Source organism: Mycolicibacterium llatzerense, from assembly GCF_000878195.1.
GTDB lineage: Bacteria > Actinomycetota > Actinomycetes > Mycobacteriales > Mycobacteriaceae > Mycobacterium > Mycobacterium llatzerense.
On the sequence record NZ_JXST01000019.1, the window covers coordinates 73,712 to 87,697 of the forward strand.

The 13,986-nt window shown below is 68.1% G+C and carries 11 protein-coding genes; 4 read left to right on the plus strand and 7 right to left on the minus strand.

Going from position 1 to position 13,986, the window contains the following annotated elements; translation table 11 throughout:
* Positions 1-6 precede the first annotated feature (6 nt).
* The 3 genes from TL10_RS14855 to TL10_RS14865 all read right to left on the minus strand — a co-directional run bounded on the left by TL10_RS14855 (position 7) and on the right by TL10_RS14865 (position 4,247).
* Positions 7-3,243, minus strand: a complete 3,237-nt coding sequence (locus TL10_RS14855; RefSeq protein ID WP_043986183.1) for a DEAD/DEAH box helicase — start codon at positions 3,241-3,243, stop codon at positions 7-9.
* Positions 3,244-3,310: 67 nt separating this feature from the next.
* On the minus strand, positions 3,311-3,856 hold the full coding sequence (locus tag TL10_RS14860) for an alpha/beta hydrolase (protein ID WP_043393970.1): 546 nt from the start codon (positions 3,854-3,856) through the stop codon (positions 3,311-3,313).
* Positions 3,857-3,899: 43 nt separating this feature from the next.
* Positions 3,900-4,247 carry a hypothetical protein gene (locus tag TL10_RS14865; protein ID WP_052506421.1) on the minus strand — a complete coding sequence of 116 codons (348 nt, stop codon included), beginning with the start codon at positions 4,245-4,247 and terminating at the stop codon, positions 3,900-3,902.
* Between the two features lie 188 nt (positions 4,248-4,435).
* Between TL10_RS14865 and TL10_RS14870 the strand changes: the two genes are divergently transcribed.
* From TL10_RS14870 to TL10_RS14885, 4 genes are all read left to right on the plus strand, one after another.
* Positions 4,436-5,095 carry a response regulator transcription factor gene (locus TL10_RS14870; RefSeq protein ID WP_043986184.1) on the plus strand — a complete coding sequence of 220 codons (660 nt, stop codon included), beginning with the start codon at positions 4,436-4,438 and terminating at the stop codon, positions 5,093-5,095.
* Positions 5,067-6,470 (plus strand): sensor histidine kinase, encoded by a 1,404-nt coding sequence (locus tag TL10_RS14875; RefSeq protein WP_234711452.1) that lies wholly within the window; start codon positions 5,067-5,069, stop codon positions 6,468-6,470. The genes TL10_RS14870 and TL10_RS14875 overlap by 29 nt, the downstream gene beginning before the upstream one ends.
* Positions 6,467-7,396, plus strand: a complete 930-nt coding sequence (locus TL10_RS14880; RefSeq protein ID WP_043986185.1) for a TAXI family TRAP transporter solute-binding subunit — start codon at positions 6,467-6,469, stop codon at positions 7,394-7,396. Before TL10_RS14875 ends, TL10_RS14880 begins: the two co-directional genes overlap by 4 nt.
* A gap of 103 nt (positions 7,397-7,499) precedes the next feature.
* Positions 7,500-9,080 (plus strand): amino acid permease, encoded by a 1,581-nt coding sequence (locus TL10_RS14885; protein ID WP_043393683.1) that lies wholly within the window; start codon positions 7,500-7,502, stop codon positions 9,078-9,080.
* Here TL10_RS14885 and TL10_RS14890 read toward each other — a convergent pair whose 3' ends face one another.
* The 4 genes from TL10_RS14890 to TL10_RS14905 all read right to left on the minus strand — a co-directional run bounded on the left by TL10_RS14890 (position 9,081) and on the right by TL10_RS14905 (position 13,960).
* Positions 9,081-10,568, minus strand: coding sequence for a cobyric acid synthase (locus tag TL10_RS14890; protein ID WP_082067952.1), 1,488 nt, complete (start codon positions 10,566-10,568; stop codon positions 9,081-9,083).
* 1 nt (position 10,569) lies between these two features.
* The gene (map, locus tag TL10_RS14895; RefSeq protein WP_043986186.1) at positions 10,570-11,427 is read right to left on the minus strand and encodes a type I methionyl aminopeptidase; all 858 of its coding nucleotides are present in this window, start codon (positions 11,425-11,427) and stop codon (positions 10,570-10,572) included.
* An 84-nt stretch (positions 11,428-11,511) separates the two neighbouring features.
* Complete coding sequence (locus TL10_RS14900) at positions 11,512-12,093, minus strand: DUF1707 SHOCT-like domain-containing protein (RefSeq protein WP_043986187.1); 582 nt, start codon at positions 12,091-12,093, stop codon at positions 11,512-11,514.
* Positions 12,094-12,145: 52 nt separating this feature from the next.
* Positions 12,146-13,960, minus strand: a complete 1,815-nt coding sequence (locus tag TL10_RS14905; RefSeq protein ID WP_043986188.1) for a penicillin-binding transpeptidase domain-containing protein — start codon at positions 13,958-13,960, stop codon at positions 12,146-12,148.
* Positions 13,961-13,986: the final 26 nt, after the last annotated feature.

Consider the following 13,986-nt stretch of genomic DNA (forward strand, 5'->3'; position numbering starts at 1 on the left):
TCTCCCTCAGCCCAGCAGTTCGCGAATGTCGGAGGCGGTGATGGCGGTGCCGAACATGTCGCCGTCGTCGATAACCGCCGCGAACAGGGCACGTTTGCGCTCCTGCAGCGCGATCACCTTCTCCTCGATGGTGTTCTCGGACACCAGCCGATAGACGTTCACCGGGCGCTGCTGGCCGATGCGGTGCGCGCGGTCGACGGCCTGCGCTTCGGCCGCCGGGCTCCACCACGGGTCGCACAGGAAGCAGTAGTCGGCGGCCGTGAGGTTCAGCCCGAAGCCGCCGGCCTTGAGGCTGATCAGGAACACCTGCGTCCGGCCTGAGCTGAAGTCGTCGATGGCCTCCGCCCGCCTGCGCGCGTCCACCGACCCGTCCAGGTAGCTGTACGCGATGCCGGCGGCATCCAGGCGGTCGCGCAGCACCGCCAGAAATCCGGTGAACTGGCTGAACACCAGCGCGCTGTGGTCCTCGGCGACGAGCTGGTCCAGTTGTTCGATGAGGAACTCGACCTTGGTGGAACCGGCCTCCATCGCGTCGGGATCGACCAAACCGGGATGCAGGCTGAGCTGGCGCAGCAGGGTGAGCGACCGGAATATCTGGAAGCGGTTCTTCTCCCACTCCCCCAGCAGCCCGAGCACCTTCTGTCGCTCCCGCGCCAGCCGGGTGTCATAGATCTTCCGGTGCTTGGCCGATAGTTCGATGGCCAGCACCTGTTCCTGCTTGGGCGGCAGCTCCTTGACCACCTGATCCTTGGTGCGGCGCAACAACACTGGCTTGATCCGCTGCCGCAGTATCGCCAGGCGTCCCGGTTCTCCGTCGGACTCGATGGGCTTGCGGAAGTAGCGCTCGAAAATCTTGGGGCTGGGGAACAGACCGGGCACCGTGATCGACAGCAGCGACCACAGCTCCATCAGATTGTTCTCCATCGGGGTGCCGGTGATGGCCAGCTTGAACGGCACGTCGAGGCGACGCGCGCACTGGTGCGTCTTGCTGTGATGATTCTTGACGAACTGTGCCTCATCGAGAATCAATCCGGCCCAGGCGATTTCTCGATATCGGTCGTTGTCGATACGCAGCAGTGTGTAGGTCGTGACGACGATGTCGGCCGCGGCGACCTGCTCGGCGATGGGCACCGCGCCGCGGGCCTCGGTGCTCGACACCACGACGGTGGTGAGGCCGGGCGCGAACTTCGCGCATTCCGCGGCCCAGTTGCCGGCCACACTGGTCGGCGCCACCACCAGGAACTTGCCCGCGCCCTGCTCCACCGCACGGCTGATCAGAGCCAGGGTCTGGACCGTCTTGCCCAGACCCATGTCGTCACCCAGCACACCGCCGATCCCGTTGTCCCACAGGAACGCCAGCCAATTGAGCCCGTCGCGCTGGTAGTCGCGCAGCTCGGCCCGCAGTCCGGCAGGCGTGGGTACCGGAACGGGAGGCTGCGCCGCAGCCAGTCGGGCCATGTTGTCCCGCCACTGCGCGAGTTCACGGTCGACGACGCCGAGGCCCAACAGCTCGTCCCACAACGTCGCGTTCATGGACGACGCGTTCACCCGATCGCCGTCGAGCTCTCCCAGCGCCTGGGCTTCTTCGATCAGGGCCCGCAGCTTAAGCAGTTCGGGGGTGTCGAGCCGGAAGTACACCCCGTTCGACAACAGCATGTGTGTTGCGCCCAACGCCAATTCGGCGATGACGGCAGACAGCGCCACCGGGTAGCCGTCGACATCGATGGCGATGTGCAGATCGAACCAGTCCTGCGCCGGCGCCTCGTCGGAGGACGCGGTACCGAACCCGAGTTGCGCTCCGGCAACCGAGCGCCGGAACGTCGCGACCCGTTCGTCGATTTCGATGATCAGCTGTTCGTAATCAGCGAGCTGCGGCAGCACCTCGTGGCACAGCACCGCGACCTGGGTCAGGGACAGCCGGCGCGACAGCAGCAGCGAGGCCAGCGGGTCGTCCGCTGCGGACAGTCCGGACACCGCTTCCAGCGCCGGCGCGACCGCCCGCCACATCGCATCCTCGGCGGCGGTGTCCCGGATACCGCTCGTGCGCGTGACGCCCACCGCGTCGAACTCCTGACGCTGCCCGTTGACCTCGTACCGGGTCCGCCACTTCACGAGGCCATCGATCTCGTCGGCGGTGATGGTCAGTACCGGGATCGGCCCCACGACGTCCGGCTCCGCGAACAGTCCCTCCACCATGTCGACGGCGACGGTCCGACGCAGCCGCGGCAACATGTCCACCGCGAAGTCGGACAGCGCCTCGGGCGGAATCTGCACTTTCTCGTCGTTCGCGATCAGCTTGAGCAGCGTGGGACCCGGCACCGGCGCGAAGGCCCCGAGATGCAGGATGCCGTCCACCAGTTGATGGATGCCATGCGGTGTGGGTGTGCCCACCAGCCCGACACCGTCGGGCGCCCGCGATTCGCCGTCGACGACGAGCACCGCCGACATCTGCGCGCCACCGGTGTCGGAGGCGGTGAAGTCCAGCCGCAACTGCACGTCCTTGGCGATCTGTACGGCCCTGATCCCGGCGCCGGGCAGCAGGGTGAGGCCCGCCGCCACCGCCAGGTCCAGGTCACCCCAAAAGCTTTGCCCCACACCGGAAAGCACCAATTGATCACTGCTGTAGGGATAGTAGCCGGGCACGCCGAGGACGAGCGCTCGCAGCGCGCTGTACTGCCCTCGGTCGAACTCGCCCGGGTCAGCCGCATCGAACAGGCGCCGCCAGGTGATCCCGGTCTTGATCCAGTTGCCGCGCTTGCCGACCGTCAACGGCCGCAGCGTCGCGATGGGCGTCGTGTGGTACCGACCGGCCGGCAGCATCCCGAACTCCAGGGCCAACGGATTGCCCGTGGTGTCGGTATCGGTGTCGGTCATCTCGTCCAGCAGCGAACCCAGCACCACTTGCCAGCGTTGCGGGGCCGCCCGGTCGGGTGCGCGCGGAATCGCCGCCAACAACAGGGCAACGGCATGCTTGCAGTAGCGCCCCACCGGGCACGTGCAGACCGCGTACTCGATCTCCAGGCTGGTGCGGGCACCGGACAGCGCCACTTCGACCTCGTAGTACTCGGATGTCGAGCCCAAACAGGAGCCGGTGAGCGTCCCGTCGAGGGGGGCGTACCTGGCCGTGACGACGCGCCCCTGGTTCGCATAGGTCTCGCCGCGCGCCAGCGTCTGTGCGTTGAACGCACGAAGCAACTCGTGTGGCGCGAGCGCTAGCCCGGCCGTCGAGTCCGTGCCGTCCATCTCGTCACGATAACGGCCAGGACCGACATGCTCCTCTTTCGTCGCTTGGCTATCGCCGAGCGGCCCGTCACCAGGTGCTGCTGCGCAGCACGATCTCGTTGGCCACCTGCGCGGTGAACTCGTCGGCGCTGCGTCGGCCCACCAGCTCGGACAGCCGGAATTCGCCATAGATGAAGCGCTGTCCGGCCTGTGCCCGCGCCCGGGCATCGGCACTGGTGACCACGACCGTGGTGTTGATCTCCACCGGCGGGCACACGTCGCCCGTCTCCTCGGTGGCTCGCGGATGGCTGCCGTCGATCGCGACCAGGGCGGTGAACCGGTCCAGTCGGGTGGCTGCCAGCCGCCAGGCCAGCTCGCCCGCGCCGCCGGCGGCGAACAGCAGGGCCCACTTCACCCCGAGCGTATCCAGAATGCCGACAACCGAATTCACGGTGAGCCGGTCGTCGGCCTCGATCACCACGGTGCGCAGTGACGCGGTGTGCAACAACTCGCAAAGGGCTCCGTGGCCGGCCGTTGCCTGCTTCGTGACGAGCATGACGACGGTCGTGGCGTTGTCGGGGCCGGACACGTCGACGGTGGCGCCGAAGCCGTCGACGGTCGGGATGATTGGCATGACGCCACCGTAGCGAACGCGACGGGACCGCAGGTACCGATATTCAGCAGCCGCCTCCGCCACAACCCCCGCCACCGCCGCAACCACCACCACCGCCGCAGCCACTGGAGCCACCACCGCAGCCGCTGGAGCCGCCGCCGTCCGAACATCCGGACCCACCGGCGCCCCAGCCGCCGTCACCGGAGCCGGCGTAGCCGTAGCCCGCGCCACCGGCCATCCCCGCTCGACGCCGCGTGCCCGCGCGACGGGCGGGCTGTCGCCGGCCCATCAGGATGGCCATCCCGACGATGATCCCCACGACCGCGAAGCACACGAGCATCGGAATCCAGGACGATTCCTCGCCTGCGTTGGCCGCCAGTCCGGTCGCATTGACCGCGAGTACAGCGTTCATTTTCTGCTCCGTTCTCTCGTCGCTCAGGCCGTCGGCCGCGAGGTCAGGTCCCGGTCGATGTGCACATGTTTTCCCTGCACCGAGCCGACGGGAATAGGGCTCGGCCCGCGCCGGGTCTTTCCTCGCACGATCCTCAGATTCATGGCGAAATCGGCAGTTCCCGGACATGGCCCCCTACCATCAGGCCCATGCGCGTGCTGCTCGTCGAGGACGACCAGGGTGTCGCGGCTGCGCTCGTCGAGCTGCTGGAACAGACCGGGCTCACCGTCACCCACACCACGCGCGGCGACGACGCCCTCAATCGCGTCAAGGGCTGTGACCTGGTGTTACTGGATCTGGGCTTGCCCGACATGGATGGCCTGGACGTGCTGCGCACGTTGCGCCGGGCGTCGACGGCGCCGGTGATCATCATGACGGCCCGCGACAGCGACGGCGCGGTGGTGCTGGGGCTACGCGCCGGGGCCGACGACTACCTGGTCAAGCCCGTGCGCAAGGCCGTGCTCCTGGCGCGGATCGAGGCCGTCATGCGGCGGGTACAGCGCGGTGCCGGTCCGGTCGCCCACCCGTCCGTCGTTGCCGGGCCGGTGACGATCGACCGCGACCGCCACGAGATCACCGTCGGGGGCCAGGTGCAGCCGCTGACCAAGACCGAGTACCAGATTCTGGCTACGCTGGCCGCCCGTCAGGGCGAGGCGGTCAGCCGCGAAGAGGTCATGCTGGAGTGCTGGGGCACCGCGGTGGTGGGCCGGTCGCGGTCGCTGGATTTCTTCGTCGGCCAGATTCGGGCCAAGTTGACCGGGATACCGCTGCACACCGTGCGTGGTTTCGGGTACCGGTTGGACCGCTGACGTGGGGCTGCGGGTTCGTGCGCTGCTGATGACGCTGCTGCTCATCGCGACGGCGGCGTTGGCGATCCCGCTGGCGCTGAGCCTGGCCGATCACCGCACCAACGTCCTGCACACCGAACGCGAGCGACAACTGGCGACGCTGGCCGACATCGCCGCCACCGCGGACGCGCCCGACACCGAGCTGGTCGACCGCTACCACCAGGTGTACGGCGAAGGCGCGTTGATCGTCGACGCGGACGGCCGCACGATGGCCGCCAGCGGGCTGACTGCCACTGATCCGGGGGTGACGACCGCCGCCGAGCGTGCGCTGTCCGACGCGCCCGACGCGCCCCGGGCGCGGATCATGCCGTGGGACCGGCGGTCGATGTTGGAAGCCAAGGGAATTCGGCGCAACGGCGAGCTGGTCGGCGCCGTGGTGCTGAACGTCGACCCGACCGTGGCCGCGCGCGACATCACCACCGACTGGTTGTGGATCGCGGCGGGCTGCATCGTGCTGCTCGGTTTGGCGGCCGTCGCCGCCCAGAGCCTGACCCGGTGGGTGCTGCGGCCGCTGGTCGGGCTCGAGCGCGCCGTCGAGGACATGGCCGGCGGCATCGCCGGCCAACCGGCTCAGGTGTCGGGACCGCCTGAGCTGCGCCGGTTCACGTCGGCGTTCAACGCGATGGCGCAGGCGGTGCACGCCTCCCTCGATCACCAACGCCGACTCATCGCCGACGCCTCCCACCAGCTGCGCAACCCGCTGGCCGCCATCCGCCTGCGCGCCGACACCCTCGAAGACCACGTCGCCGAATCCGGACGACTGACCTACGATTCGCTGTCGGCCGAGCTGGACCGTCTCGAGAATCTGCTGGCGCAGTTGCTCCGGCTGGCGCGCGCCGAGCAGGCCAGCCACAGCCACAAGTCCGGTCTGGTTGCGGCAGTTCATGATTCGACGGATCTCGACAGCGTCGCCGAGCAGCGGCTGGACTTCTGGCGGGCCACCGCCGACCGCAATGATCAGCGGCTGCGCTTCGACCCGACCCACCCGCATCTGGCGGTGCAGATGCCGCGGCACGATGTGGAACAACTGCTCGACATCGCGCTGGACAACGCGTTGCGCTACTCCGGTACCGGCACCACCGTCACGGTGTCGACGGTCCCCACCGACAGCGGCATCGATCTCACCGTCAGCGACGACGGCCCGGGCCTGCCCACCGACACCATCGCCCATGCCGCCACCCGGTTCTGGCGCGGGCACACCGACAGTGAGGGCACCGGATTGGGACTGGCCATCGCCACCGAGATCGCCGCCGCGCACGGCGGACTGGCGTCGGTCACCCGGTCCCCCGACGGCGGCCTCGCGGTCCACTACCACCTGCCGACGAGCGCATCATGATGCTGACCCGACGCGCGTTCCTCGCCTCCGCGGCCGCGACCGTCGCGGCGGGCTGCCTGCCGAACAGCACGCAGGGCACCATCCGACTGGCCGCAGGCGACCGGGGCGGGCTCTATCTGGCGGTCAGCGAGTTGTTCGCCCAGCGCCTGCGGGTCCGCTATCCCGGCATCACGGTCACGGTGCAGTCGACCGCGGGCAGCGTCGACAACATCAATCGGCTGAAGTCGGGCGAGGCCGACATGGGACTGGCCCAGGCCGATGTCGTCGAGCAATATCTGCGAGCGGAACCCCCCGCCGGCGCGCCGCTCGCGGTGGCCAGAGTCTACGAGAACTACGTGCAGCTCGTCGTGCCCGCAGACAGCCACGTTCGTCAGCTGAACGACCTTGCGGGACTGCGGGTTTCAACAGGACCGTCGGGTTCCGGTGTCGCGGTCGTGACCAAGGTGCTGTTCGACGCGGCGAAGTTGACCGACCGGATCCTCCGGGTCGACCTGCGACTGGGCGACGCCATCGCCGCACTGCGCAACCACAGCATCGACGCCATGGTCTGGTCGGGTGGGATACCCACGCCGGCCCTCGCCGAACTCAATGCCACGCTGCCATTGCGCATCATCGACCTGACGCCGTGGGTCACCGCGATGTCGGAAATGGCGTCCTACCCGTATCTGCTGCAGCGCGCGCCCGCCGGCGCGTATGTGCCGGCCGATGTCAACACCATCGGCACGCCCGACCTGCTGCTGTGCCGACCCGACCTGCCGAACTCGTTGGCGGCCGCCGCGGTCGACGTATTGGCAACGGATGCAACACAGCTCATGCCGCCGGAAGTGCGTGGCCTGCAATACCTACAACCGCCGTCGATGGTCCAGACCGGCCGAATCCCGCTGCACCCCGGCGCCATCGAGGAATATCGCGTCCTGCACGGCTGAGCGCGCACCGCTGTGTCGTCGAATCGACCGCATCAGTTGGCCTGCGGGAACCCCGGAGGCAACCTATTGTTCTTCAGCATCCGGGGCGCCTAAGGAGGCCGCAGTGCCAGAAGGACACGAAGCACTTACCGAAGACGAGCTGCTACTGGCCAAGCTCGGCTACAGCCAGGAGCTGCAGCGCTCCTGGTCCGGTTTCAGCAATTTCGCGATCTCGTTCTCCATCATCTCCATCCTGTCGGGATGCTTCACCTCGTTCGGCCTGGGCTGGAACAACGGCGGACCGGCCGCCATCGCCTGGGGCTGGCCGATCGTTGCGACTTTCATCCTCGTCATCGGCCTCTGTATGTCTGAATTGGTGTCGGCCTTCCCGACCTCCGGCGGAATCTATTGGTGGGCAGCAAAACTCGGCGGAGCGAAGGCCGGTTTCTATGCGGGCTGGCTCAACCTGATCGGCCTGGTGGCCATCCTGGCGTCCGTGGCCTACGGCTGCGCGACATTCATCGACCTCACCTTGGGCACCCTCAGCGCCGACTGGTTGGCCGGGTACAGCCTCACGCGGACGTTCGTCATCTTCGTGGGCATCCTGGGCATCTCGGCGCTGATCAACATCTTCTCCAGCCACCTGCTGGCGATCATCAACAACGTCTCGGTGTGGTGGCATGTCTTCGGCGCGGCCGCCGTCATCGGGATCCTGATCTTCGTGCCGAGCCACCACGCGAGTTTCTCGGACGTCTTCGCCAAGACCATCAACAACAGCGGCATGTTCGGTGGGGCCACCTCGGGCGCCGGCTGGCTGTTCGTCGTGCTGCCGATCTCGGTGATCCTCACGCAGTACACCATCACCGGCTACGACGCGTCGGCACACCTGTCGGAGGAGACCAAGAGCGCGGCCGGCGCGGCCGCCAAGGGTATCTGGCGGTCCATCTTCTACTCGGCCGTCGGCGGCTGGATTCTCTTGTTGGCCTTCCTGTTTGCGGTCCAGGATGCCGACGCGGTATCCAAGGGCGGCGGCGCCGTGGCCGCCATCTTCAACCAGGCGATGAGTTCGAAGTGGGCGGTGGTGGTGCTGTTCATCTCGACGGCCGGTCAGTTCTTCTGCGCCGTCGCCTGCCAGACCAGCGCGTCCCGGATGTTGTTCGCGTTCAGCCGGGACCGCGCGGTACCCGGCCATCGGTGGTGGTCTGAGGTCAACAAGCACCGGGTGCCGACGCACAGTGTCACCATCACCGCCGTCGTGGCCGCCGCACTGACCCTGCCGGCGCTGGTCAAGGTCGACATCAACGGCACACCCACCCCGGTGGCGTTCTACGCCGTGGTCTCCATCGGGGTCGTCGGGGTGTACTTGTGCTTTGCGGTGCCGATCTACTACCGCTGGCGCGCCGGCGACGAATTCGAAACGGGCAGTTGGAATCTGCGCGGCCACCACCGGTGGATGGCACCTGTCGCGCTGGCCGAGATCACGATCACCTCGATCATCGCGATGTTCCCGACGTCGCTGGGCGGGGTGCCGTGGGACCCGAGTTTCGAATGGAAGTTCGTCAACTACACACCGTTGCTGGTCGGTGGCGTCCTGCTGCTGTTGTACATCTACTGGCACGTGTCGGTGAAGAACTGGTTCACCGGCCCCATCAAGCAGGTCGAGGAGCCGGTGGCGTCAGTAGAGCCGGTGGCCGAACCCGGCTGATCACGGCAGCAGACTGTTGACGATGATCGGCCGCTGCGGCGCACCGGACTCGACGAGCTTCAGCACCGCGTCGATATCCACATGTGCGGCAAGCAGATCGGCCATCACGTCGAGCTGAGCATCGCGCAGCGCTGCGACGTTGACATCGTCGGCCACCACGAAGCCGTCCCTGCCGCAGCCCGTCGCCACTTCGGCGAGCCAGGTCCGGCGCACGGCGTCGTTGTCCAGCAGCCCGTGCCAGTGGGTGCCGTACACCTGCCCCCGCCGGATGCCCACACCCAGCCAGTCCGGTTCCGCGCAACGGGCGACGCGACCGTGGTGAATCTCGTAGCCGTACAACGGGGTATCCCAGTGCTTCAGGGTCTTGTCGGCGTCGAACTCGATGTCCGCGTCGAGCAGGCCCAGCCCCGGTACCCGGCCCGCTCCTGATTCGACGGTGTCGTGGATCGTCGTGCACAGCATCTGAAATCCGCCACACACGCCGAGCACAGCCCGGCCGGACCGGGCATGTGCCGTGGCGGCCTCCGCCAGGCCGCGGTCGCGCAGCCAGTTCAGGTCGGAGACCGTTGCCTTGCTGCCGGGCAGCACGACCACGTCGGCGCCGGCCAACTCCGCGGCGGTGTCGACCCAGCGCACGTGCACGCCGGGCTCGCACGCCAGGGCCTCGACGTCGGTGGAGTTCGAGATCCGTGGCAGCCGTATCGCGGCGACGGTCAGTGCTTCAGCACCCCGCGGCGCCAGGGGCCGGCCCAGTTGTCCGCGCGGCGTCACCGACAGCGAGTCCTCGGCGTCGAGCCACAGCTCGTCGCAGTACGGAATCACGCCGTAGGTCGGGCGTCCGGTCAGCGATTCCAGTTGCCGCAGACCGGGTTCCAGCAGTGCCGGGTCGCCCCGGAACTTGTTGACCAGGTACCCGGCGATCAGTTTCTGGTCCTCGGGCTCGAGCACCGCTACCGTGCCGTACAGGTGCGCGAGCAGCCCGCCCCGGTCGATGTCGCCGACCACGACCACCGGCAGATCCGCGGCCCGCGCCAGGCCCATATTGGCCACGTCGGTGGCGCGGAGGTTGATCTCGGCGGGCGAGCCCGCGCCCTCACAGATCACCACGTCGAATTCGCTTCTCAATGAGGCCAATTCGTCGGCCACGACGCCGGCCAGCTGGCTCCGCCGGGTGAAGTAGTCCCCCGCCGCCACCGTACCGGCGACGATGCCGCGCACCACGAGCTGCGAGGTCCGGTCCCCACCGGGTTTGAGCAGAATGGGGTTGAACCGCACACTCGGCGCCAACCCGGCCGCCCGCGCCTGCATCGCCTGGGCCCGGCCGATCTCACCACCTTCGACGGTGACGGCCGAGTTGTTGGACATGTTCTGCGCCTTGAACGGCGCTACCCGCACGCCCTTGCGCGCCAGCAACCGGCACAATCCGGCCGCCACCATCGACTTACCGGCGTCCGACGTGGTGCCCGCAACCAGCAGTGCGCCGGTCACGTCACGGCAGGGTCAGGATGTCGGCGCCGTCGTCGGTCACCACGAGGGTGTGCTCGAACTGCGCCGTCCACTTCTTGTCCACGGTCGCGACGGTCCAGTCGTCGTCCCAGATCTCGTAGTCCAGCGAACCGAGGTTGATCATCGGCTCGATGGTGAAGGTCATGCCCGGCTCCAGCACGGTGTCGACCTCGGGCTTGTCGTAGTGCAGCACGATCAGCCCATTGTGGAACGTCTCACCGATGCCGTGGCCGGTGAAGTCGCGAACCACGTTGTAGCCGAACCGGTTTGCGTAGGACTCGATGACCCGGCCGACCACCGACAGCTGCCGCCCCGGCTTGACGGCCTTGATGGCCCGCATGGTGGCTTCGTGGGTGCGCTCGACCAGCAGCCGGTGCTCCTCCGACACGTCGCCGGCCAGGAAGGTCGCGTTGGTGTCGCCGTGCACGCCGCCGATGTAGGCGGTGACGTCGATGTTGACGATGTCACCATCCTCGATCACCGTCGAGTCGGGGATGCCGTGGCAGATGATCTCGTTCAGCGAGGTGCAGCAGGACTTGGGAAAACCCTTGTAGCCCAGCGTCGACGGGTAGGCGCCATGGTCGAGCATGTACTCGTGCGCCACCCGGTCCAGGTGGTCGGTGGTGACCCCGGGTGCGACGGCCTTGCCGGCCTCGGCGAGTGCCTGGGCCGCGATCCGGCCGGCGACCCGCATCTTCTCGATCACCTCAGGGGTCTGTACCCATGGCTCGCTGCCTTCGCGCACCGTCGGCTTCCACGCGTACTCCGGACGCGGGATCGACTTGGGCACCGGCAGGGTCGGAGACACCTCGCCGGGGCGAAGCGCGGTACGAACAGACATCGTCCCAGGGTAGCGGGCGCGGCCCGCTCACACATTTGGCGCACTCCCCAACGCAGCTCGTGCCTCGCTGCCTGATCGTCGCCGCTAGCGGTCTCCGCGCCCGAACCAGGTCCGGCGCGGCCCGCGGATGTCGACCGACCCGAAGACCACTCGCCCGGTCAGGATGACGTGCGGCGTCCCGTCGGCGGGCGCGTCCTTGCGATGGTCGGTCGCGCTGCCCACGGCCACTTCGACGTCGTCGATGGACGCGCTGGCGCCCTCCGGCAGCCGGAGGTCCAGGGAACTGAACTTGAGATCGAGCTCGATGACCACGATGGGCCCACCGAACCGGGCGCGGGTCAGGTCCAGGTCGATCGAACCGACGCGGCGGACCAGCGCCAGCCGGGTCGGCACGACCCATTCACCCTGGCGCTTCAGCGACCCCATGACCCCGCGCAGCTCGACGCGGTCCGCCGAGCCCGTGACGATGGCGTTCGGCGCGGGCAGGTCACCGACCAGCACCGCCAGCTCGCCCTGTTGTCGGGCCATAGCAACCAGCGCGGAACGCTCGGAGAACTCGTTCATGTCGATGAGTCCGAGCGCCACCGCGTTGTGCAGCCGCCGGAGCGTGCCGTTGCGGTCCGCGTCAGAGACGCGCAGGACCGCGATCTCGTCGCCGTTGGTCATCCAAACAGGCTACTCAGGCCAGGTTCGGTGGGCAGGAGCGGAGCGACCCGGGTCAGGCCAGATAGTCGGGCGGCAAGCCCTTGAACATGTCGCGGCACATGCGGACCGCGGTCTCGGACCCGCCGCCGCCGACGATCAGGGCGGCGAAGGCCATGTCACCGCGGTAGCCGGCGAACCAGGCATGCGAGCCACCGGAGAATTCGGCCTCGCCGGTCTTCCCGCGCACATCGCCGCTGCCCCGCAGGTCCTTGGCGGTGCCGTTCGTCACGACCAGCTGCATCATCGGTCGCAGGCCGTCGAGCATCTTCGGGCTGATCGCCCCGCTGTTGCCCGAAACCGTGGTCGGGCGGCCCTCGATCAGCTGCGGCAGTGGGGTCTTGCCGGCCGCGACGGTCGCCGCCGCCAGCGCCATCCCGAACGGGCTGACCAGGACCTTGCCCTGGCCGAAGCCGTCCTCGGTGCGCTCGGCGAGGTTCACCGTGGGCGGCACCTTTCCGGTGACGGTATCGATCCCGGCGACCTGATAGTCGGCGCCGATGCCGTACTGCGCCGCGGCGTTGGTGAGGGCGCGCGGCGCCATGCGGCTGGCGAGCTCGGCGAAGGTCGTGTTGCACGAGTTCGCAAAGGCCCTGGACATCGGGACCACGCCGAGGTCGAACCGGTCGTAGTTCGGGATGGTCCGCTGCCCGATGTCGATGGTGCCGGGGCAGCCCAGCAGCGTGTTGGGTCCGGCCATGTCCGATTCGATGGCGGCGCCTGCCGTGACCATCTTGAAGGTCGACCCCGGCGGGTACAGGCCCATGGTGGCGGTCGGGCCGTCGGTATCGGCGGCCGCGTTCTGCGCCACGGCCAGGATTTCCCCGGTGGACGGCTTGATCGCGACGATCATCGCCTTACGGCCCACCATGTTCACCGCATCCTGGGCGGCATTCTGCACGTTGCGGTCCAGGCTGATGGTGATCGACGGGGCCGGCTTGCCCTGAACCTCGTTGAGGATGTCGATGTCCGCGCCGTTCTGGTTGACGCTGACCACGCGCCAGCCGGATTGACCGATCAGCTGGTCGGCCACCTGCTTCTTGACCTCGGTGACGATGGCCGGCGCGAACCGGGGATCGGTGGGCACCATCTCCGGCTGCGGGGTGATCACCACGCCGGGCAGATGGCCGAGGGCCCCCGACACCTTGTCGTTGTCCTCGCGGCGCAGGGTGATCAGGTTCAGCGGTCCGGTGGACGAGCTGGCCTGTTCGGCGAGCCGCTGGGCGTCCATGGTGTTGTCGAACTGTCGCAGCACGTCGGCGACCACGCGGGAGGTCCGCATGAGGTCACCGGCGGCGGAACGGGCATTGAGCGCGTAGTTGTAGTGGTACCCGGGTACCAGAACGTTCGTGCCGCCGAGCTCGTTGACCGAGGCCCGGACGGGCTGGTCGGCGCGCAGCTGGAAACTCTGGTGCTCCCCCAGGTTCGGATGCAAATCCGTGCTGCCCCAACGGACTTGCCAACGGCCGTCCTGCCGGATCATGTTGAGCTGCCCGGTGTAGGCCCAGGTGCGGTCCTTCGGCAGGTGCCAGGTGTACCGATAGGTGATCTTGCCGGTGTCCTGGGTGTACTTGGAGCCGAGCACCTGCGCGTCGAGCTTGGTCGCCTGCAGACCGGACCAGGCCTGGTTGATCGCGGTACGTGCGTCGTTGGGTTTGTCGGACAGGTCCGCGGCGGCACCGGTGTCCCCGCGGCCGAGGGCAGCGAAGAACGCCTGCGCGGTCGGCTCGGGGCCGTTGGGCTTCGGGGTGCAGGCCGTCATCGCTCCTGCGACCGCCACGACCGACAACAACGCGGCCGAGCGTGAAACGGATGATGTGTGCGTTGCCATTGGGACTGATGTTAGAAGTGTGACAA